At 34.6% G+C, this 23902-nt stretch carries 21 protein-coding genes; 3 read left to right on the top strand and 18 right to left on the bottom strand.

Features of this window, described 5'->3' with window-relative positions:
• Position 1 precedes the first annotated feature (1 nt).
• The 12 genes from CPHY_RS04365 to CPHY_RS04310 all read right to left on the bottom strand — a co-directional run bounded on the left by CPHY_RS04365 (position 2) and on the right by CPHY_RS04310 (position 16648).
• Complete coding sequence (locus tag CPHY_RS04365; RefSeq protein ID WP_012198847.1) at positions 2-1162, bottom strand: ABC transporter ATP-binding protein; 1161 nt, start codon at positions 1160-1162, stop codon at positions 2-4.
• 9 nt (positions 1163-1171) lie between these two features.
• Entirely contained in the window at positions 1172-2983 is a 1812-nt protein-coding gene (locus CPHY_RS20575) for an ABC transporter permease (protein WP_012198846.1), read from the bottom strand.
• Between the two features lie 83 nt (positions 2984-3066).
• Positions 3067-4053 (bottom strand): ABC transporter permease, encoded by a 987-nt coding sequence (locus CPHY_RS04355; RefSeq protein ID WP_012198845.1) that lies wholly within the window; start codon positions 4051-4053, stop codon positions 3067-3069.
• A gap of 268 nt (positions 4054-4321) precedes the next feature.
• A complete protein-coding gene (locus CPHY_RS04350) occupies positions 4322-6676 on the bottom strand; it encodes an ABC transporter substrate-binding protein (RefSeq protein WP_041703178.1) in 2355 nt (784 codons plus the stop codon).
• A gap of 205 nt (positions 6677-6881) precedes the next feature.
• Positions 6882-7439 carry a hypothetical protein gene (locus CPHY_RS04345; RefSeq protein WP_012198843.1) on the bottom strand — a complete coding sequence of 186 codons (558 nt, stop codon included), beginning with the start codon at positions 7437-7439 and terminating at the stop codon, positions 6882-6884.
• Between the two features lie 375 nt (positions 7440-7814).
• Entirely contained in the window at positions 7815-8135 is a 321-nt protein-coding gene (locus CPHY_RS04340) for a hypothetical protein (RefSeq protein WP_012198842.1), read from the bottom strand.
• Positions 8136-8509: 374 nt separating this feature from the next.
• Complete coding sequence (locus CPHY_RS04335) at positions 8510-9478, bottom strand: ABC transporter ATP-binding protein (protein ID WP_012198841.1); 969 nt, start codon at positions 9476-9478, stop codon at positions 8510-8512.
• Positions 9471-10652, bottom strand: a complete 1182-nt coding sequence (locus CPHY_RS04330) for an ABC transporter ATP-binding protein (protein WP_012198840.1) — start codon at positions 10650-10652, stop codon at positions 9471-9473. Before CPHY_RS04330 ends, CPHY_RS04335 begins: the two co-directional genes overlap by 8 nt.
• Positions 10653-10664: 12 nt before the next feature.
• The gene (locus CPHY_RS04325) at positions 10665-11714 is read right to left on the bottom strand and encodes an ABC transporter permease (protein WP_012198839.1); all 1050 of its coding nucleotides are present in this window, start codon (positions 11712-11714) and stop codon (positions 10665-10667) included.
• 12 nt (positions 11715-11726) lie between these two features.
• A complete protein-coding gene (locus tag CPHY_RS04320) occupies positions 11727-12716 on the bottom strand; it encodes an ABC transporter permease (protein ID WP_041703963.1) in 990 nt (329 codons plus the stop codon).
• A 115-nt stretch (positions 12717-12831) separates the two neighbouring features.
• Positions 12832-15309, bottom strand: a complete 2478-nt coding sequence (locus CPHY_RS04315; RefSeq protein ID WP_012198837.1) for an ABC transporter substrate-binding protein — start codon at positions 15307-15309, stop codon at positions 12832-12834.
• Positions 15310-15430: 121 nt separating this feature from the next.
• Positions 15431-16648: an InlB B-repeat-containing protein gene (locus CPHY_RS04310; protein ID WP_012198836.1), complete on the bottom strand. Its 1218-nt coding sequence runs from the start codon at positions 16646-16648 to the stop codon at positions 15431-15433.
• A gap of 1147 nt (positions 16649-17795) precedes the next feature.
• Here CPHY_RS04310 and CPHY_RS04305 point away from each other — a divergent pair.
• Together CPHY_RS04305 and CPHY_RS04300 are read left to right on the top strand one after the other, a co-directional pair.
• Positions 17796-18578: an ABC transporter ATP-binding protein gene (locus tag CPHY_RS04305; RefSeq protein ID WP_012198835.1), complete on the top strand. Its 783-nt coding sequence runs from the start codon at positions 17796-17798 to the stop codon at positions 18576-18578.
• A complete protein-coding gene (locus CPHY_RS04300) occupies positions 18575-19399 on the top strand; it encodes an ABC transporter permease (protein WP_012198834.1) in 825 nt (274 codons plus the stop codon). Before CPHY_RS04305 ends, CPHY_RS04300 begins: the two co-directional genes overlap by 4 nt.
• Positions 19400-19588: 189 nt before the next feature.
• On the opposite strand, the gene CPHY_RS04295 is transcribed toward CPHY_RS04300, so the two are convergent.
• Positions 19589-20011: a hypothetical protein gene (locus CPHY_RS04295; RefSeq protein ID WP_012198833.1), complete on the bottom strand. Its 423-nt coding sequence runs from the start codon at positions 20009-20011 to the stop codon at positions 19589-19591.
• A 493-nt stretch (positions 20012-20504) separates the two neighbouring features.
• Between CPHY_RS04295 and CPHY_RS04290 the strand changes: the two genes are divergently transcribed.
• Complete coding sequence (locus tag CPHY_RS04290) at positions 20505-20750, top strand: hypothetical protein (protein WP_012198832.1); 246 nt, start codon at positions 20505-20507, stop codon at positions 20748-20750.
• A 124-nt stretch (positions 20751-20874) separates the two neighbouring features.
• On the opposite strand, the gene CPHY_RS20570 is transcribed toward CPHY_RS04290, so the two are convergent.
• From CPHY_RS20570 to CPHY_RS04270, 5 genes are all read right to left on the bottom strand, one after another.
• Positions 20875-21525: an NlpC/P60 family protein gene (locus tag CPHY_RS20570; protein WP_012198831.1), complete on the bottom strand. Its 651-nt coding sequence runs from the start codon at positions 21523-21525 to the stop codon at positions 20875-20877.
• On the bottom strand, positions 21518-22000 hold the full coding sequence (locus CPHY_RS04280) for a phage holin family protein (RefSeq protein ID WP_012198830.1): 483 nt from the start codon (positions 21998-22000) through the stop codon (positions 21518-21520). The genes CPHY_RS20570 and CPHY_RS04280 overlap by 8 nt, the downstream gene beginning before the upstream one ends.
• A gap of 63 nt (positions 22001-22063) precedes the next feature.
• Positions 22064-22222: a hypothetical protein gene (locus CPHY_RS21605; RefSeq protein WP_157668654.1), complete on the bottom strand. Its 159-nt coding sequence runs from the start codon at positions 22220-22222 to the stop codon at positions 22064-22066.
• 14 nt (positions 22223-22236) lie between these two features.
• Positions 22237-22614 carry a hypothetical protein gene (locus CPHY_RS04275; protein ID WP_012198829.1) on the bottom strand — a complete coding sequence of 126 codons (378 nt, stop codon included), beginning with the start codon at positions 22612-22614 and terminating at the stop codon, positions 22237-22239.
• Between the two features lie 11 nt (positions 22615-22625).
• Positions 22626-23891 (bottom strand): hypothetical protein, encoded by a 1266-nt coding sequence (locus CPHY_RS04270; RefSeq protein ID WP_012198828.1) that lies wholly within the window; start codon positions 23889-23891, stop codon positions 22626-22628.
• Positions 23892-23902 lie beyond the last annotated feature (11 nt).

Here is a 23902-nt window from a genome sequence, read left to right as displayed (position 1 = left end):
ATTATGCCTCCCCTCCTTTGTTTTCGGAATAGCGATAACAGGATACAACGTGAGAATCTGATAACTTTACTTCCCCTGGATATGCACCATCACATGCTGCAACACAACGATCACAACGATCTTTAAAGTAGCAGTAGTTTGGCATATTAACTGGATTAGGCACTTTACCAGGTATACTGTATAAACGATCCACCACCTTATTTACTACTGGTTTCGAATTCATTAAACCAATGGTATAAGGATGGCTAGGATTATCGAAAATTTCAGCAACCGTACCTTTTTCAATAACTCTACCGGCATACATTACAACAACGTAGTCTGCCATCTCAGCAATTACACCTAAGTCATGGGTAATAAGCATAATAGAGCTGTTAATCTTATTCTTGAGGTTACGTAAAATATCAAGAATCTGTGCTTGTATTGTTACGTCTAAGGCTGTTGTTGGTTCATCCGCAATAATTAATCTCGGATTACAAGCGAGTGCCATTGCAATCATAACTCTCTGTCTCATACCACCAGATAGTTCATGAGGATACATCTTATATACACCCTCTGCATTTGCAATACCAACAAGCTTTAACATGTCTACGGAACGAGTTTGTACTTCATTTTTGCTCATACTCTTATTATGAAGTTCTATTACTTCATCAATCTGAGGTCCGATACGAAATACTGGGTTTAAGCTAGTCATTGGCTCCTGGAAAATCATTGAAATCTGATTTCCTCTTAACTTACGCATCTCAGCGTTTGGAGTTTTTGCAATATCATATACATCTTTTCCTGTATTAAAACGAATTGCACCGTCAACTATCTGTCCCTGTGGTCGTTGTACTAATTGCATTAGAGAAAGACTTGTTACACTTTTTCCACAACCAGATTCTCCAACGACACCTACTGTCTTACCAGTTGGTATATCAAAAGATACACCATTTACTGATTTTACAGTTCCAATATCTGTAAAGAAATAAGTATGAAGATTATCAAATTCGACAACATTATTGCTGTCTTTCATCTGAGTCATATACTCTTCCTTTGGTATATTTCTACGATTACGTTTCTTTTCAAATTCTTTTGTAATCTTTCTATTTTCACTAGAAATCTTTCTTGATTCTTTACCTGAAATATAATTTGCTTTTTTTGCACTTTTCTTCTCTTTTGACATATGCTTCACCTACCTTTTCATCTTAGGATCAAACGCATCACGTAAACCATCACCAATAAAGTTAAATGCCAATACGGTTAAGAGAATACAGAAACCAGCTGGAATCCAAACAAACCAGTAATTTGTCATAACATGAACATTGGATACTGCACTAATAATGTTACCCCAAGAAGCAAATGGGAACTTAACTCCAATACCTAAGAAACTTAAAGAAGATTCTGTTAAGATAATGCCACCAAGACCCATCGTTGCCATAACGATTAACTGTGGAATTACATTAGGTATTAAGTGACGGAAAATTCTTCTTGGAATCGAAATACCCATCGCTTCGGTAGCTGTCATAAATTCTTGTTCACGAAGAGAAAGAATCTGACCACGTACCATACGTGCTACACCAGGCCATCCGAGTAATCCCATAATAATCATTAAGAAATAAATACGAACCTGTGGATTTACTTTTAATGAATCCATGATAGAGCCTAGAATAATAATTAGTGGTAGTGATGGAATACAATAAAAGATATCTACGATACGCATGATTAGGTTATCCACCCACTTACCAAAGTAACCTGCTATACCACCTAAGACTACTCCAAGGAATGTCTGAATTATAACTACAATAAATCCAATCATTAAGGAGATACGACCACCATACATTAAACGAGTCATGATATCCATACCATTTCCATCGGTACCCAACCAGTGTGACTTACTTGGACTTTGATAAATCTGAATTAACTGAGTTTCAGTGTCTGCTTTCACTGTATACTGTTCGTTTTTACGCTCGATTTTATATACTACTTCATTGCCTTCTGCATCTGTCTGAGTAACTGATGTTTCACCATCGTTGATTGCTTGTTGAACTAATGACTTAAATTCAACGTCAAGGAAAACGTCACTTCCTATTGGAGCTACAACAAAATCAGAAAGCTGAGCATAGTTTACTTGATTACCATTTTCATTATAATATATTGTTGCAGAACTTCCTTCTGAATCAATATAATAAGTTACGCCTTCCACTTCAAAGCTATTTTTTCCCTCAATAAAAGCTTTTTCCGCTTGAAGTTTAAATTCTAAGCTTAATTTTGTAGCTGCGTTATAAGCATCTAAAATCTTATGAGACGCTAATGCAACATCATCAAGTACGCCTAAGGAGTACTCTTTTCCTTGATTGGAAATCTGATAGGTAACACCATCCACAGTAAAACTAGTTTCTTTTGCTTCAATTGCTGCTAAAAAACCATTCTTAACTGCTTCTGATAATGTTTTTCCATCTACAACACTAATATCTGCAGTACCACGGATAATTGTGGCAGTTGCATACTTATCCATAAGAGAAATTCTGTAAAGATTCTCCCCTTCTTTTGTTAATGCATATACGTTTCCCATAGAAGTAAATTCACTTTTACCTGAATTTACTGCAAGGATTACTTCTGCCTTCACAGCGGATGGAAAGTTTTTCCCATCTACTGTTGTATAACGAAATTCTTTATTTCTAGTAACACTAGCGTAGTCTTTTGACATAGCTTCGTATCCCATAAATACCTGACTTTCGTTATATGGGCTTACAATTCCGCCTACGAATGCAAATAAAAACATACCAACAATGATAAATGAACCAATAATTGCAAGTTTATTACGAATAAATCTTTTAAATACTAACATGGAAGGAGATAGAACTTTTACTCTTTGATCATCATCGAGTGCCATCTTTCTCTCTACCGATTGATTCATAGTTTTCTCATTTTGGGCAGGCTGATTATTTTGAACAAGAGAAGCATTGCTTTGATTCTGCTTGTTATTTTCATTTTTATTCTCCATAAGTGCTCCCTCTGCCTTTCATTGATGACAAGTAAGAATTAATCTGACTCATCTTTATTCTTATTTTATAACTGTTTTTACTATCATCCAACACGTACACGAGGATCTACCACTGCGTATAAAATATCAGATATTAAGTTACCCATCAATGTTAAAGCTGCCATAAATGTCATGTAAAACATGAAAAATGGAATATCACCACTTGTCATGGCCAAATAAGAGGTATAACCGATACCCGGAATCTGGAACAATGTTTCAGTAATCATAGCACCTGCAAATAATCCAGGAAGTGTTCCACCAATGATTGTTACAATTGGTATCAGTGTATTTCTAAATGCATGCTTATTGATTACTGTACTTTCAGAAAGACCCTTAGCTCTCGCTGTTCGGATAAAATCCGAATTTAGTACTTCTAACATATTGGTTCTTGTATAACGCATCAAGCTACCAACACTAATAATTGTCAATGTAGCAATCGGCAATACAAAATGAGCCGCGACATCGAGGAATTTTCCCCATGCATCTAACTGGCCGTAATAACGACCAACTTTTCCATATAAATCAAACCAACCAAGGTGAATAGAAAAGATTAATTTAAGAATTGTTGCAAAGAAAAATCCTGGTAAAGAGATACCAATTAATGCAAATACAGTGATTGCATAATCTGTTCTACTATACTGTTTTCTTGCAGAAAGAATACCAAGTGGTATTGCAATAACAATCTGCAAAACAAAAGAAACTACTCCAAGATAAAAGGAGTCCCAAATAACATTGGCAAACTTCTCAGTTACTGGTATATTAAAATACCAAGAATCACCGAATTCACCGCGAACTGCGGATGCTAACCATTGAAAGAAACCTTGAATAATTCCACTATCCATACCATACGTAGCTTTTAATTGATCTAACCATTCAGTATAGCTTTTAGCTCCTGGAAGAGAGGCTTTTTCTCTCGCTAGTGTTTCGATAAAGGAAGTTGGAATGCAGCGGATGATTGTATAAATGATCATTGATACAAAGAATAAGATCACTACACTAGTTAAAACTCTTTTCACAATATATTTCCACATAATAAACCTCTCACTATCTACTTTTATGTTTTGCTCACCTGTAACTTAACCAACACTTTGAAATTGTACTATATTCAGTTATCCATATCTTCTCCAACTTAACGAAAAAGAAGTGGATAGCTTATTTTAGACAAAGGCCAAACTGCACAACTTATCAAACGTCTACGACGTTTTACGTCTGAAGACGAATGTGTACAAATTTGACCTTTGTCCGAATACAAAACAAGTTGAATTAGTAAGCTCTTCACTTTACGTGAATAAAAGAGCCTTATTTCATTTCAATCTTTTCAATATCGTTAGTCCACTTCCAGAAGGTTGTGATATCAGGAGTAACTGTATCAGTGTTTACACGATCTTTAGCAAATATAATACAGTTCTGTCTCTGGTATACAGGAACTTCGACACCCCAATCAAGCATAATGTCAAGACAAGTCTTATATGTCGCTTTTCTGTAAGCTTGGTCAGCACTCTTTCTAGCATCCATAATTAACTGGTCTAACTGAGGATCAGCAATATGATAGTGATTAGAATCAGAACCACCTTTACCGACAATGTTTGTACTGTACTTAGTCTGGTACATATCTGGATCTATTGTTGCACTCCAAGCTGCTACAAACATTTCTTGAGTTCCAGCCTCTATTTTATCCCACATTACATTAGAATCAGATGGATCATTAATTGTTAATGTGATACCGATTGTAGCAAGAGTTTCCTTTGCCTTAGCAAGAATCGCGAAGGATGGGTGATCACCTTTACCATCTCCACCAATTAAAATTTCATACTCTAATTTAGCACCCTCTGGAGCCTTTGTAAACTTACCTGTTGCATCATCAAAAGTATATCCTGCTGCCTTGAAAAATTCTATTGCAGCCTTTGTTGCTGCTTCGTATTTCTGGTCAGCTGTCATATCTGCAGTATAGATATCGTTACCATCTACTCCCTGTGAGTAAGCAACTTTGTAATCCTCATCAGATTTCTGTGGTGCTGCCCAAGATGTATTAGAGATAGGGTAGTTAATAACGCTAGCAACTTCACCATAGTAACTATCAATAGCTACATCACGGTATACTGCTAATATAGTAGCAATCGCTTTTCTTAAATTCTTAGATTCTTCAGAAGCTGGATCATTACCAACTTTAATAGCATCGGCGTTAAAACCGATGTATCCATAACCAAGATTATCTACAGTACTTGTAATAATCTTATCACCGGATAATTCTTTGTTTGAATTGTAGTTTGCAATTTCATCGAAAGCAGATACGCTACCGGATGGATCTGCAATATCAATTGTACCTGTACCAACACCAGAAATCTTATCAGCTTCTGTTGTTTCTTTATACTGAAGGTACTTTGTCTTAGGTTCACCCTTGTAGTAAAATTCATTTGCTTCAAGGTAAACAACTTTGTTTTCATACTTTACGAATTTATAAGGACCTGCTCCCAAAGGCTTTGTAGTCTTTGCTTTTACAATAGATAAATCACCTCTAGTAAAACCAAAGTTATTATTATCATAATCATACTGAGCCTCATCACCATAGTAGTGCATTGGAGAAATAGTAATACCACAAATGTTGTAGATAGCAGAAGCGTCAAAACCATTGGTTGTAACTTCTACCTCAGTCTGGCTGATTTTCTTAATACCAGCAATATTAGGAACCTCATCTCCGCCTTTTGAAAGTTTCTCTTCTAATAATACATTAGATACAACTTCCTTAACCTGGTCAGCAAAGTAAGTTTCATCTCCTGCATATGCTTCGCCAAGTGCTTGATAATTAGCACCGTAAGCTGCTGTAATTTCTTCTAAAACTTTAGCTTCGTCTTCTACCTTAGAAGCATCATAATTCTCATCTACACTATAGAAGTGAGCAAATAAATCTTTTGTTACTGGGTATTTTTCTGTGTACTCTTTGTATGAATCTTTGCCATAGAGACCTTTAACCCAGTCAAGTTCTGAAGTTAATGTTGGAGCAATTATTTCTTTGTTGATTGCTTCTTTTGATGCATCACTTAAAGAAGCAAGCTCTTTAGCAATTTCATCCTCAGTTACTACAGTGCTCTCTGCATTAGAATTGTTCTTACGGTAATTTAACATACCAACAATTGGTGTAGAGTATAATGTAGAACTTCCATCATAACTAGTATCAGATAATACATAATAAGAGAAGATAATATCATCAGCGTCCATTACCTTGCCATCGCTGAACTTAATGTCATCACGAATCTTAATATTATAAGTAGTGGTATCAGCAGCCTCATCACGGCTTACTGCAATATCACTTATACCTGTATAAAGATAATCTGTACCATTGTAAGGAACAGTCTCACCTTCAATTGAATTTAAAATTAAACCACCAGTTCTATCTGTAGTTAACATCTGAACTTGTGTTAAGTCAGCGATTTCCCTATCGTAACCAGTAGTAGCAAAAAATGGACTAAATTTTTCACTAAATTGTAAGGAACCAACTACTAAAGGTTTATCACTAGAATTACCTGAATTATTTCCTTCACTCGGGTTCTCCCCTGACTGATTGCCACTATTTTTCTTTCCACAAGCTGCTAAAGCAACACACATGGATAAAACAAGAAAAACAGACAATGCTTTTTTAAACTTGTTTTTTCTCATAGTCTCTCTCTCCTTTTTTCGGGTCATAAAATTATGTCCTAGAATATTGAGAATGTTAACATGATTAACTACTTTTGTCAATGCGATAAAAACTCATAAATATCTCTTATTATGGAATAATTTACAATATTTGTGTACTTTACCACGTTAAATCATCATTATATGACATTTTTATCCTTTTTTTATATCCATTTTTCACAGAATTTTATTCTATTTCTTTTATATTTTTGTTAATCGTTTTTTGATGTTGCATGAATAGTAGTGTTAGAGCAGCAATTACCAAAATACCACTTAGGAAAACATAGTCCTTAGACGTAAAATCTGTAATTTTATTCCGTACTAAATATAAAATCTCACCTATAGAACAGGCGATGGCGAGAATCAACATGGATAATGTAGTTTTTCTCATTCTTTGAATCGTAAATTCATATTCCTTAGTTGTCATATCACCTGAAATATTCAGTAATTTTATTGTCCCCATATTTGTGTAGAATATCGGAAGAAACAATATTACATAAGGTAAAACAACATAAAAAATTCGTGAACTATCATTATTTAAAAAGCCTAGAAAAGTAAACAGTAGAAAAAAAACGATACCAAAGACAACATTGATCCATTTTGCTTTTTTGATTTTATCATCATCCATTTGGATACGATAATATTTACCGTGGTAGGTTATATTCTTCTTTTCTTTATATTTATTTCCTTCTTTCGTAACTTCTGTGTTGATATCATAATCATTTACATATGCTCTTTTTTTCATCAAAATTCATCCTTTATATAAAATTTGTGATTTTAAATCTTCCTATTATAATAACTTATAGTCATACTTAATATAATTTATTGGCATACATATAATAAACTATAGATGCTTTTTAATTTAGTGGCATGACATACATTTTAAATTTATTGGCATACACACTATAATCTACTCTTTATTTTAATTAATTAACATAGGAGATTTATGGTAATAGCTTCCCACTCCCCGTGTGTGTTATAGATTTACTTATTTGAGTATGGCAGAGGCTCACAAATAAATGTTCCATCACGAAGGGACATAAAAAAAGTGCACCGCCATGGAAGCACTTTCGTAGTCTGTATTTCATTACTAGAATACTATGTATCAATCATTCTTAAATTATTTTAACCAAAGTGCCATAAGTAAGAAGGCGCCAAATAATAATATAAACATTGTGATAGCAACCGGTAAAATCGCTTGTAATGCCCCAAATATCATTGCGACTCTTTCTTTTCTAGTTAATTTTAAATCAGCTAGTTTTTGACGTTCAGTGGAATATTTTTTAGGCATATACCATGAAAATCCTTCTACATTCATATCGGTAATGGACCTACCATCATCCACAAAGGCCGGTTTCTTTTTCGTAACATCTTTGCTATCTTTTTCATTCTCCACTTTGTTGCGTTCGATGATTTGTCCAACCTTCTTAAAATCGCTCATTAAGAACACCCTTTCTTCTATTATAATAGGTAGAATTAAATTTATCTCTATTTTACTTTAGATTACGCCATATGTCTACTAATTAACCTTTTTTAGTTGTTTTGGATTGCTGCAGCTTATTCTCAATTGTAACTATACTAAAAAGGCCACCTATTATTAATTCTATAAAAAAATAAGGCCACCTATTATTAAAGCTAAAAAGAATAAGCCCACACATTATTAAAGCTAAAAAAAATAAGTTCACACATTATTAAAGCTACAAAAATAAGTACTGTTAAGCTTACGCTTTGCAGTACTTATTTTTAATTCTATTATCGACAGTGAAAAGCGCGCTTTACGAACTTTTCTTTATCATGAATAATAATGTTCTATCATTATTTATATAAATGACAAGCAACTTTATGCCCTTCTGTTATTTCCTTAAATTCTGGAGCTTGTGTCTTACAAATTTCCATACATTCCGGACAACGAGTACAGAACTTACATCCCTTTGGAGGATTGGCTGGAGATGGTAAATCTCCTTGTAATATAACACGTTTCATCTTAACAGTTGGATCTGGCATAGGTACCGCACTAAAGAGTGCTTTCGTATATGGATGAAGCGGGTTATTAAAGATATCCTCATTTGCACCATACTCTACCATATTACCAAGATACATAACACCAACGGCATCCGAAATATGTTCAACTACAGATAAGTCATGTGAAATAAATAAATAAGTATAATCATATTTATCTTGAAGGTCTTTTAATAAGTTTATAATCTGTGCTTGTATGGAAACATCAAGTGCAGATACAGGCTCGTCACAAACAATAAATCTAGGACGTAGTGCAATTGCTCGTGCGATACAAATTCTTTGTCTTTGGCCACCTGAGAATTCGTGTGGGTAGCGTTCATAGTAATGAGGCTGTAATCCGCAATCTTTCATTACTCGTAATACATATTCTTTTAAAGCACTTTTTGGGACTATGTTATGTGCACTGACTGCTTCACCAATAATGGATCCTACGGTAAGTCTTGGGCTTAAGGAAGAGTAAGGATCTTGAAATATTATTTGGATTTGCGGTCTTAAATTTCTAAGTTTTCTCTTTGATAACTTCGCTAAATCTTGACCATTAAATAAAACTTTTCCATCTGTTAATTCATGAAGACGTAAAATAGTTCTTCCGATCGTTGTTTTTCCGCAGCCAGATTCGCCAACCAATCCCATTGTAGTTCCTTGAGGGATATCAAAAGATACGTCATCCACTGCTTTTAAATATTGTGTAGGATGACCGAATAAATCTGTTCCGATGGTAAAATATTTTTTAAGATGTTGAACTGATAAGCATATCTCACTCATCCTTTACCACCTCCGTACTTTCATTCTCTTGATGCTTCGTATCATTATATAAATAACATGACACTAGATGCGTATCACTAAATTTTCTTACGCTTGGGTATGGGCCTTCACATGCTGTATGACAACGGTCGCAACGATCTTTAAAATAACAAGTTTGAGGCATATTAATTGGATTTGGAACCTGACCTGGAATACTGTATAAGCGATCCACTTTTTTATTTACTACTGGTTTACTCTTCATTAAGCCAACCGTATAGGGATGCTTTGGTGTGAGGAATATCTCCTTTGCAGTTCCCATCTCAATTATTCTACCTGCATACATTACGACAACAAAATCCGCCATTTCTGCTACAACACCAAGATCATGTGTAATTAACATAATACTACCATTTATTTTTTCACGCACGGAACGTAGTAAGTCTAGTATTTGTGCTTGAATCGTAACATCTAGTGCGGTTGTTGGCTCATCTGCAATAATTAATTTAGGGTTACAAACAAGTGCCATCGCTATCATAACACGTTGTCGCATACCACCTGATAATTCATGTGGATAATTATCATAAACTCCTTCTGGTCGAGCAATTCCAACTTGCTTTAGCATTTCAATTGATTTCTTTTTTGCAGCTTCTTTCGTTGCACCCGGATTATGAAGTGTCGTAACTTCATCTAGCTGGTAACCAACCGTAAAAACTGGATTTAAGCTTGTCATTGGCTCCTGAAAAATCATTGCAATATCTTTACCACGTATTTTTCTCATCGCATCAATTGGCATCTTCGCTATATCATAGCACTTTTCCCCATCATTATAACGAATAGAACCGCTGACAATCTGTCCCTGAGGCGCTTGTACTAACTGCATCAAAGATAAACTTGTTACACTTTTCCCACATCCAGACTCTCCAACTACACCAACTGTACTATTAGCAGGGATACTGAATGTTACACCATCTACTGCTTTCACAGTACCTGCATCCGTAAAGAAATAGGTATGTAAGTCATCAAACTCAACAATATTTTTAGAATCTTTCATTGTTGCCATATAAGTATCTTCACTTACATTTTTTTTGCGCTTCTTAGCTTCAAATTCCTTTGTTGTTTTACGATTATATTTTGTAATAGCTCTTTCTTCTTGACGGGAAATATAATGCCCGTTATCTTTCTTTGCTTTCGCCATAGCATTATCCCCCTATCTCTTCATCTTAGGATCAATTGCATCACGCAATCCATCACCAACAAAGTTAAATCCTAATACTGCAAGTACGATTAAAACACCAGGTGTAACCCAAAGATTTGGATAATATTGTAATATACTTTGTCCCTTCGACGGATCTGCGAAAGAAATCATTGTTCCCCATGCTGATTTCGGTATCTGTACTCCAAGACCTAAATAAGATAACGTTGACTCATATAAGATAATAGCTCCAAGTCCTAACGTCATCTGTACAATTAATTGAGGCATAACATTAGGAACTAAGTGTCTAAATATTTTAGCTTTAGCAGAGATACCAGTTGCTTCAGCAGCAACCATATACTCTTGTTCACGTAACGATAAAATCTGTCCTCTTACCAAACGTGCTGTACCCGCCCATCCAATTAAAGTAAGAAATGCCATCAGATAATAAATACGACTACCCACAGGTACAATTGAGACTGGTATCGCTTTTAATACTGACGATAATACGATTAATACCGGTAAGGTAGGTATACTATTTAAGATATCCACCAAACGCATGATAAGCATATCAATCTTTCCACCAAAGTACCCAGAAATTCCGCCAAATACAATTCCTATAAATGATTCTAAGAATATAACTAAGAAGCTAATTGTTAACGAAATTCTTCCTCCATACATTAAACGAACTAATACATCCATTCCATTCGTATCTGTTCCTAGCCAGTGATCCTTAGATGGCGCTGCCTTATAATTATCATAACCTGTGGATACATCATAGAATGTATATTTTTCACCATCTGCTCCTGTAAATGATTCAGAAGAAGTAACTTTCACCTCGGTGGGAATCGGAAACACTTGTGTTTCTCCATATGGAATAAACAACGGTCCCAAATAACTAAATAAAAATAAAAATACGATGATAACTAAGCCTACTACAGACAAACGACTTCTAAAAAAACGTTTCATAACTAAACGTGTTGGAGACAGCGCGCGTACGCTATCGCTCAAGCTCTCATGCTCTAACTCAATAGCCTGAACATTTGTATTATTTTCTTCACTCATCTTCAGACCTCCTTATTGCAGTTTCACACGAGGGTCCACAATTGCATACGATATATCCGCAAAAATGGTACCTAGTACAGTTAATACAGCTATAAACATCATATATCCCATAACAAATGGAATATCACCTTGTAACATTGCCTTATAAGAAGTAGAGCCAATACCAGGAATTGCAAATACCGTTTCTGTTAACAATGCACCACCAAATAAACCTGGAAGACTTCCACCTAGCATGGTTACAATAGGTATTAAAGTGTTACGAAATGCATGTTTATAAATAACCGACTTCTCAGACAATCCTTTTGCCCTTGCAGTACGGATATAATCAGAATTCAATACTTCTAACATGTTGGTTCTTGTATAACGCATCAAACCACCAATGTTCAAGATAACAAGGGTCGTCATTGGAAGTACTAAATGATGAAGTTTATCAAGAACTTGTTTAAAACCTGTTATTATTTGTGTCGCATCAGACAGTCCCTGTAATGGAAACCATCCAAGACCTATAGAGAATACACGTAACAATAATGCACCTAAGAAAAAGGATGGCAGTGAAATACCTATCATTGCCAATACTGTAACTATATAGTCAGCTGCACCATATTGCTTCGTTGCCGCTACGATACCAAGCGGTATCGAAATTAATATATTTAATATCATCGCTGCTAGCGATATACCAAATGAAATCCACATATATTTTGCGATCACTTGATGAACCGGACGTCCATAAACAAAGGACACACCAAAATCACCACGAAGTGCCTTGGTTATCCACTGTCCGTAACTTTTTATTATACCACCTATGGAATTGTCTCCTATACCATACAACTCCTTCATTCTTTGTACATCTTCTAATGTTAGCTGACCTTGAGCAACCTGCGCAGCGGTATGCTGGTCAATATAATCAGCTGGCATCATTCGAACGATAAAGTAAATAATAATTGATACCCCAAATAGAATGATTATAGAAATTGCAAGTCTTTTTAAAAAATATTTTAACATGTTTTTACCCCACATTGTAGAAAGGGGGCGAAAGCTAACGCCCCCTTTCCATAATCTTTCAAAAGAATTGTTTTATTGTAGAGTTTCTCTACTTGTATAACTTTAATGTTTTAAACTAGTTGTCAAGTAAGCTAACATCCCAGATAGCGTAAATTGGTGATCTGTAAGGTGTTGTCTTATCTGCTGGAGTTAAACTACTTGGATCAATTACACTCTTGTTATAAACATACATATTCTTTCTCTGATAGGTTGGTAATTCAACTGCCATTTCCATAGCCTTATCAAGTGCCTCTGAATAAATTGGTTTTCTTTCATCTACGTTAAGAGTAGAACGTCCCTGCTCAATTAATTCATTTAAACGTACAAGAATTGCTTTTTCTTCATCAGAACCATTTTCAAATTTATAATAAAGTCCTGAAGACTTTGGAGAAGTAGCTTGATTTTTAGAAGGATCGGAACAGTATACCTGGAACATATCAGGATCTATTGTTGCTTGCCAAGCTGCTGCCCAAACAGAAATAATACCCTCGTTTAATTTACTTAAAAGATTTTGATCAATATCAATAATTACTTCAACACCGATCTTCTCAAGTACTTCTTGTGTCTTTAAGAATACCTGACCAGCTGGGTGATCATCTGCACTTGAAGGAAGTGTAAATTTAAAGGATGGCTTACTTCCGTCTGGTGCTAATAATTTACCATCTGCTGTCTCTTTATAACCTGCTTTTAAGAAGAACGCCTTAGAAGCTGCACCTGTTTCATCGAATGGGTACATTGCCGTACATCCTTCAGGATATGCCCATGACACCTGACTCATTGGTCTATGAATAACTTGCGCTAAGCCTCCTGGGTAAGCTCCTAAGGTAAGTGCAGTATCCATAGCAGACATAAGTGCGCGTCTTACATTAAGGTCAGGTACAAGCTGTGCATTAATACCGATATAACCATAACCTAAGTTATCAACTAACACATAGTTCATATGTGAATAAGAAGAATCTGAAGTGATCTTATTAATCGTAGTTGCACTAGCCTTTGGATCTGAATAGTGAACATCGCCAGTCAATACAGAGTCTAGTTCAGAGCCAGCATTAATTGTTTTGTATCTTAAATATTTAACCTTTGGAGCACCTAACAAAAAGTTATCATTTGCTACAAAATAACAAATACCATTATCATAAAACTTATCGGCAGTTGGATTTTCTGAGTTATTAGCATCTGTCATCTTATAAGCACCAGCACCCATCGGTAAACCATTAAATTCTTTTAATTCTAACATAAATGCTGCGCTGGAAAAATCAACACCAAAATAATCAACGCCATTTGCTTTATCATGTCTTGCCTGCCCTGCATAGTAATGCATAGGTGCAACTTCAAAAGTAAAGTTCCAGATTGCCTTAGGGTCAACACCATTTAATACTACTGTTAAAGTTTCACGTTCTACTCCATCAGAGCAAACTTCCTTACCCTTTGTGATACCGCTAATACTCTTAACAGTACCTTTGTTTGCTTCAAGATATGCAGATTTTTCTTCTCCTGCGAAGAATGCCTTAGCATCATCCACTGTTGTATAATCAAATGCTTCATCAAATTCAGCAGCATTTATCGTTTCTTTGATACACTTCATGGAAGCATCAATATAATCTTGCTCTGTATAAGTACTCATTTTATCTACTGTTAAACCTGTAGCCGCATCAATAACAAAAGCACCATCTTTGTATGTAATTAAATCTCTACCAATACAGCTTGCTGTATAATAAAGAATGATGGATTGAGGTGCTGATGTTAAGAAATCTTCTGGTCCAACTAAACCAAAATCTTCTGGAACATATTGCTTACTCATTAATACATTACTATCAGCTGTCACACTTTCTTTTACAAGTTCCCATAATTTATCAGTAACTGCTGCCTCACCATTACCAGCAAGTGCGGCGTCAACTTTCTTCTTTGCTGCCTCAGCGAACTCCGCAAGTTTTGCATCTGCTGAACTCTCATCTAAAATCTGAGTTTGATAAGCTTTTAATCCCTCAATATGCATTGAATATAAAGTTGAGGAACCATCATATTTAGGATCTAATAATACATATAAGTTAAATAATACATCATCTACAGTTAAAACATGGCCATCACTAAATTGAACACCATTCTTAATCCAGAATTTATAGGTAGATTTTGATTGATCATCGTTTGTCGTCATCTTAAAATCCCATGCAGCAGTTGGTACATCAACACCTGCAACTGGCTCAGCTGTCTCGTTGTTTGCAATTAACGTAATTTGAGTTTTTTCATAGATAAGACGATCTGGTTCACTCGTACCGAAGAATGGTGTAAATTTTCCATCCAGTGTTAAAGTACTAATAACCAACGGATTTTTCTCGTTTGCAGCAGAACGAGGTGTGGATGCATCTCTTCTACCAGCTGGAACATCCGGTATCACTGGTTTTTCTTCCTCTTTTTCACCGCCAGCAGCTGAAGTAGGAGCTACAGTTGGTGTAATATCCTTATTTACATCTTTTTCCTTCTTACTACAAGCTGCTAAAGAAAGAATCATAGTCATGCAAAGAAGTAACGCTACCAATTTCTTTGTTTTCTTCATAATTTTCCTCCGTTTTCTTTATTATAATTATAGTCATGCGACTAAATTACCAATGAATATAATGGTCCTTATTTTTTTGTTGTCAAGCAAACCTTCGATTAAGAAATAGCTTAACTGTTCATTATTTTTGCTCTATAACTTCTAAGTTCCCAGAAGTTGTTAATTTATTCGTATTGATGTTGTTGAATATACAATTGTTTATCTTGGTTGAATAATCACCGGCAACATAACTGGATGCGACTATATTAATGCTACACATACCATCTGATGATATCGTTATTCCATCAAAGGTACAATTTTCTATTGTTGTTTTCTTAGTACGTCCTGCTAATGCACCAACACAAAGTTTAACATTGGAAGATTTATCAATAACAATATTCACATCCTTAATTGTTAGGTCTTTTATCTTTGCACCATCTAACTTCGAAAATAATCCGTATGATACTTCATCCGCATTTTTCGCAGTAATACCAGAAGCGCGATTTTTAACATTTAAGTTTAAATTTTTAATGGAGTATCCGTTACCGTCCAATACACCGCTAAAAGTTTCAATTGGTGTCCATGTTTCTGTGGATAAATCAATATCATTTGCTAATATATATTGTCCATCTGGCTTATCAGCGATTGCCTTCAGTTGATTTACTGTTTTAACTCGAATTATTTCACCTTCAATAAACTTACAATAAATATTTATTTGAGCTTTACCACCATTCGAGTAATCAATATCACCCTCTTCAATCACTTTATCAAATACATATTTTTCAGTACATTCCGGATCCTTATAATAATCAATTAAGGTAAATCCGTTTTTCTTTGGTTCTGTGGAAGTAGGGCGTTTTAATTCATTGCCAACATTAATCGTCCATTTTAATAAGATGTCTCCCTCAGGATTTGCAGCATCTAAAAAGTTAATGGATGGATTATCAGCCCATCTAGCATATAACGTTATTTTTTTATCGCTGGTATTTTCATCAGAAACTCGGTCCAATGAAAAATCCCATAAATCTTCTTCATTATAATGATAGATAGTTCCATCCTTACTTTCTTCTGTTGTATATTTTGTATACCAACCAACCAATGACTTTTCACCAAATTTAGGTTGCACAAGCATACCAGCTGTTCCATTTGGCTCAAACAATAAAGAATTTCCTGCATAGTATACAACACGTTTATCTACTTGATTGATGTTTCCACCCAATGTATCGTATGTAACTTCGTACTCATACCCCTGTTCTGCCGGATGTATAAACAGAGAACTAGTTCCTATACTACAGCCACCAAGTAACATAGTTGATGTGGCCAAAAGCAATATCATAAATCCCTTTTTCAATTTGTACATAGTTTCCTCCCAAGATTAACCAAAACCTCCGAATAAAAAAATAGAAACCAACCCATACCAAATATAGGAATGCTTCTTCGCAGATTTATTATGTAAATTTTGTTAAAGCATACCAAATTATAGCAGTACTGGATATAAAAGTCAATAATTTGTCGCTACTGAGTTTAATTTCTTTTGCTATCCCGACCATTCTTATATGCTTAAACTGTTAATGTTTTTCCAATCAAATAAACATTAATTTTAAACATTTATTTTTCTTTTCTTCTTAGTAACTTTTGATCGGAATCCTCCTTTCCATTTATTATTTACCTCGCAAAGCATTAATATTTCGATTTTTTTATTATTGCTTTGGTTTTGATTTAACTTTGATTCTCTTTTGATTTACTTATCTATATTTAATCATAATTAAAAGTTTTAATTTGATTTTATATTAATGATTTCGATTCGATTTTTATGTATTCAGTTTGGTTTATTTTCATGAATTCAATTTGGTTTTATTTTTATGAATCTAATTTGGTTTAATTTTTATGAATTTTATTTGGTCTTATTTTTATGAATTTAAAATATTGCAAATATATTTTACTTTATGAACAAGCTTATTAATCATTTTTATTTTTAATGACATAATTTTATCTACAAAAAATTACATTATTTTATATTGCTCAATTATTAATAAGAAGCTTCGTTATTTACATTATCGAATTTTAAAATTATCTGGCAAATTTCGTTTATTTTTTCTTGTGATAATGCAATATTGTTTTGCATTGTTGCTTTATTATTGTATTACCGCACTAAAGTATTGTCAAGCCTATTTTAAGCAATCTTTCACGTTATTTATTTAACACTTCAATTTGTAAATATAATACAACCCATTCTACTGGTTTCTGTATTTTTAAGACTTTCTTATACTCAAATTACTAATAAAAGGATCGAGATTAATATAAGAATCCTCCCGCACTCTCCTAATCTTAACACTGCCATTACATTTTCGACATGATTGTAATGGAGGTTATTTACATAATGTAATTGATTACGACTATTTGTATGATGAATTATCTTAATTTAGGGAGAATAATAGGTCAAAATTTATCGCCGACCAAGTACTTACCACATATAATACATTATAGCATTATTATGGAGGCCAATCATGGAATCAAATACTACTACTAATGAATTTCTCCATGTAGATCATTTAAGCTACTCGTATCACACCTTAGCTGGAGAGACTACTGCATTGAAGGATGTCAGCTTCCATGTTTCAGAGGGACAATTTCTAGCTATTGTTGGGCCCAGCGGATGTGGTAAATCAACTTTACTATCTCTAATTGCTGGATTAATAAAACCTGATGCAGGAAGTATCTATATTAAAGGGAAGGACACCAAAAGTTCAGGCTTAAATATTGGTTATATGTTGCAAAAAGACCATCTTCTGGATTGGAGAAGCACATTGCGAAATGTCGCACTTGGTCTGGAGGTTCAACATAAATACTCAGACCAAAGCATGGTAATTATTAATCATTTGCTAGAGACTTATGGGCTAATCTCATTTATTGATTCAAAGCCAACAGAATTATCTGGTGGAATGAGACAGCGTGCAGCGTTGATCCGTACACTACTTTTACAACCAGATATCCTGTTATTAGATGAACCATTTTCAGCGCTAGACTATCAAACACGACTTGAAGTTTCAGATGATATTTGTAAGATTATCCGCAAAGAAAATAAAACTGCTGTACTAATCACTCATGATATAGCGGAGGCAATCAGTACAGCAGATAGGGTAATTGTACTTTCGAATCGACCAGCTTCCATAAAAAAGGAATTTGAGATCAACTTAACCTCGAAGGATGAATCTCCTCTGCAAAAGCGTTTAGCTCCTGAATTCAGTACCTATTTTAATTTAATATGGAAGGAGTTGACGTCCCAATGATGCATCGTATTAAAAAAGAGGATTATTTATCCGCTTCTGCAATCCATCAAGCGTATCTGAAACGATATCAAAAGAGAGTAACAAAAATTCGTATCGCGCAATGGATTATATTTTTGTCCTTTTTAATTTTGTGGGAACTTTCCACAAGGGTTGGATGGCTAAATTCATTTATATTCAGTAGCCCTTCCAGAGTTGTAAAGTGCTTCGCTACAATGGCAAAAGACGGAACTGTTTTTTACCATATCGGTATTACACTTTTTGAAACCTTCATAAGTTTTGGTTTAGTTATAGGAATCGGGCTCCTCGTCGCTGTCTTATTATGGTGGAATGAAAGTGTTGCAAAGGTACTAGAACCTTATCTTGTGGTTCTTAATAGCCTTCCGAAGTCAGCTCTTGCACCAGTCTTTATTGTTTGGCTCGGGAATAATATGAAGACAATTATAGTAGCGGCGGTAACAGTCGCAGTCTTTGGCACGATTATAACCTTATATACCAACTTTAATTCAACAGAACAAGATAAATACAAACTCATTTATACCTTGGGTGGTACCAAAAAAGATGTCTTATTTAAAGTAGTCCTTCCAGGTAACCTTCCTTCTATTATTAGCTGTATGAAAGTCAATATCGGTCTGTCTCTGGTTGGTGTTATCATAGGAGAATTTCTTGCAGCGAAGGCTGGTTTGGGATATCTTATTGTCTACGGATCTCAGGTTTTTAAACTAGACTGGGTTATTATGAGTATTGTGATTTTATGTATTATTGCAACTGCGCTTTATGGTATTCTTTCTTATATTGAGAGAAGAGTAAGAAAAAATAAATAGATTGTTAGTTAAATATAGCCCCTCTTTTGTTAATCATATAGATCTAACAAAAGGGGGGCTTTCATTGATGTCTGACATGAGTTCTAACATTTTCGTCATTGTATTTTGACAGTTCATCCAATGTGAATGATTGTAATTTTGAAACATCTATTGAATCAGATAGCTGATTTTTATTTTCCTTCCCTGCCACTACATTAATGCATTGGGAATAATTAGATGAATTGAAATCCCAAGAATAATTAAAACAGCTATCACACGATGAGTAATTAACCATGCTCCTTTTCTTGGCTTCTTCTTTACGTTTGCATAAACACCTAACAATACCTGCAAAATCATCATAATAGCAGCAATACATCCGGTTACGTTGATTCCAAACTTAGCAAACTGGGCTATAAAATGTGCAAGTAAGAACACAACCGTAGCAAAACCAAAATATTTGTGATTACGTATAAATATTGTCATCAAAACTTTCATTATCTTCTTACCCTTGGGATAAGCAGATATCTTTTTACCAAAACACTTATTCACAAATTTCAAACAATAATTCATTATAGTACCAGCAAAAGCAAAGACTAGAAGCCAGCCAAATAATCCATCTAACTCTACAAACATATGAATCCCTCCTACATGTATCTGGAATGATAATTAGTGCTAATAATACTAGTATATTACATTAATTTCATACTGTTTTCAAACAGTTTCTTTGGAAAATAATGCTCCTTAAAACTATTTGAAACTTTCATAAGTTATAGTTTAGTTATAGGAATAAGGTTCCTCATCGTAGCCCTATTATAGTGGAATGAAAGTGCTACTAATGTGCTAGAACCTTAGCTCATGGTCCTTAATAGCCTTCCAAAATCGCACTTGCTCCTGTTTTTATTGTTTGACTTAGGAATAATATGATGACAATAAATGTAGCGGCGGTGGTGGTAGAGGATGTTAGAAAATTACAAGTTATATGATATAGAAGGAAGACATTAGAATTTAGATTTTTTAGTGTAAGTGCTTTAGTAACCAGGTACTTTTATATTACATTCGTATTGCTGAAAATTATCTAAAATGGTACTATATAACCAAAATATGGAACATGAAAAGGAGAAAGAGCATGTATGGAGAACTTTATGAATCACTGTCTAGAAAAGAGTTAATTAGATACTACCCTTGTAGCAGAGAAGAATATTTTTCAATTCCTGTCTATTTAAAATCTTATTGTGATGAACAATCAAATGTGTATTCCCGTTTTAAAGAAATGGAGGAGCATCAATTAGTAGTATTAGCTTTGCAATTAGAACAATTAGAGTTGAATGAAGATATCCTTAAAGAAACAAGCAGCGCTGCTAGAATCTTTTGATTCTTTGTCATACTTTCATTTTTTATCATTATTATAGGTGCTATCTTTTTAATAAGGCCTTATTTATAGATATTCTCCCCTCTATTAAGAGGATGGGAGACTTGGATATGCTATATCAAAAAGCTTATATCCCAAGTATTCCTAGTATCTCTTTCACCTTTTTATCTGTAACTGGTCCATAGATACTATCAACATTTACACCTATAAGTTGCTGTAACTTTTTAACATCATCACCACGCATATATGGAGTTGTCAACAGTAAAACTCTCTTGGTCTTATTGTAATTAATCTCCGGATGTTCGTACCAGTGCGTCCATGGTCTATCTTTTAAGTTAGTGATACATACACCGTAGTTAAAACCACGAGCTTCTACCACTTTACCGTCACCAATATAAACACCAACATGTCCTGTATAGCGCACACACAGACCTACCAAGTCTTTATCTATAGTTGAGATTGCACCTTTTACGATCGCCTTATTAAATGCATTGTCTGAAGTCGTATCATAAGTTCCTTCTCCTGCTTCAACTACACCATTAAGGTTATTATCGTTTATATATCCCTCAATCAAACCATGACAATCTGTTGTAACTTGTCCTATCCACTTATTACATTCTTTGATACGCTCTGCTGTAAACCAATTAGCAGGATTAGTATTAATAAGTGATTGTAACCTCGAAGTGGTTAACACTCTACAGTTTGTACCCATTACATACTTAATACCGACCTGCTTTAATGCGTATTCTACTAAACCTTGATTAGTTTTATTATTCATTTTTACCCCCCTTATTCTCCACTTTACCTTTAAGTGCTGATATTGCATTAACTAAGAATTGCGGTATGTTTGCTCCCATTCGCCCTGCATTCTCTGTTATGGAAAGCAGTTCATTTAATATAAATAATACGGTTATTAACAACCCAAAAAATGTAGATGTAGGCATATCAATACCTAAAAATCCTGATGTCTTATATATAAGAAAATCTAATATAATGGCAACTCCAACAATCAAAATGTATCCAAATTTCTTGATGATTCCAAGCATCCCCTTCTTGCTGTTCCATCCTTTTGTTATATCATCCGGATACTCAATGCTTTCTTTTTTTGAAGCAGCCATGCCAGATAGAAAATCTATGATCATACAAATTACAAAAATAAGAAGCACCCACCATAAGATGCCTAGTTTAGCTGTGAAACCAGCAGTTACTGTTGCAAAGATACCTTGTGTTGCATAAACTTTTAATTTCTCCATTCTTCCTCTTTCCGCATACAAAGAAGAGCGCCCACTTGAGCGCTCTATGTATGCAAATGATTATTATTCTAATCCTACCTCATCCATCTTATCTACTAATTCCTGATACTGCTTTGATGTAATTCTTTTATTCATTACATAGATATCCATGAGTTCAAGCATCTCTTCCCTTGTTCTTCTTTTATTTGTGATTACTATCATACAGTTATTAAAAGTATTCATTGTCTTTCTCCCTTCTATGCTAGACCGAGTTCGATTGAAGATAATCGTCCATCAATCTCTAACTCGGATTCTGCTTTTTCTACTTGCATGTCTGCTAGACATCGTACAATATTCATGATTTCTTTTTCTGTATCCATTGGTGTATAGCTATCTGGATTCGGGAAGAAGCCCTGCTCTGGATTGTATCGCCATGTTCCTGTGTCTACTTTGGTATTCTTATCTACCGTGTACTTTCGATAACCATTATCTTGTACGGATAGAAACTCTGATACATGCCAGATGATTGGTACGTGTTCGTCTTCTGGTACGGTACATGTAATATCCTTTGCGATATATAAAATGGTATCTGCAAAGTCAACTAAGATGTCCATAGTTCTTGTAATGCCTGCCATAAAGCTCCTCCTTATGTGAGTGGTTTGTATACTATTTGTGTTAAATAATTTTTTGTTGCTGTTGTATCATTAATTAAAGCACTAAATCTGTAACTAGCTGTATATCCGATTGGGACTTTATATACATTAAAAGCGTACAGATTATTACCTGTCTTCTTTGTTGTAAGTAAGTAGTAACAATTCTTATCTAGGCACTTTATAGATAACCAATTGTTTTGTTCAGCAGGATAACTGAAAGAAACAGCATCTCCAAGACTGTATTGAGGAGTGTTACTATAAGGATAAAGTTGTAGCAACTGTACATTGCTAACCCAACTCTCTCCATATGTTGATGCAGTAAGTGTTTCTTGGTATCTAAAAGGTAAATCTCCTAAACTAACATTATAGTTACTTCCTACATAATTTGAGGATGACCATTCAAGTAAAGATTTCTTTTCACTAATGTTATTAACATTATAAGTTGCTGATAGATTTTCTCCTGTACATTTAAACTGTCCATCACTACTAGCATAACTAACGTAAGTCTTATTAGCATGTAAGCCACCCCATTCTGGGTAGTATTTTATACTACTACCAGATGCATAATAACTACCACTATTGTAATGACTGCCTAGAAACGTTCCTATTGTCCAGGTCTTACCCTTATCATATGTGATAGTAGGGTAGTAATTACGATAGTCATAAGGATATGTTCCTGTTATTGTTGTAGTTATTTTTACAAAAGTAGTGTCATTAACAATTGTACAGTCGTGATAAGGTACTGCGGTCATATCTATCTGCGTAAAGTTTACAAAGTCTTTTGTTTTCTGATAGACTAGTTTACTGTTCTTGTAGTCTGTAAAATAAAATTCTCCATCCCAGTAGTACTTACGCCACTGTTTGTAGTACATAAGATTAGTTAAATCTTTTGAGACCCATTCCACACAGTCGGTAGAATAATAGATACCACAAGACGTACTTGTTTGCCAGTCAATAATGTAGTAATCTCCACCCTCCATCATCGTATAGGCATAAGTATTTGGCAAGTCTACCTTAACATAGGAGGATAGATTCTCAATGTTATTTGTTTTAAATATACCACCTGTATTAAAACTAACAAGGAACATTCCTCTTGTGCCTGCTGTCCATGCAAGTCTTGCTACTCCTGTTGATTGGTCACCGATATAAACTTTCTTTACATTACGTGCTGCGCCAGTAGATGGATCGCCGATGTATAGCTTCTTTATTTTCTTGGCTAGCCCTATGGATGGGTCGCCGATGTACAATCCTTTTGCCATGCTGTCACCAC

This window comes from Lachnoclostridium phytofermentans ISDg (assembly GCF_000018685.1).
Classification (GTDB): domain Bacteria; phylum Bacillota; class Clostridia; order Lachnospirales; family Lachnospiraceae; genus Lachnoclostridium; species Lachnoclostridium phytofermentans.
Note: the sequence above shows the minus strand (reverse complement) of the source record. Positions and strands in the feature narration are given on the sequence as shown.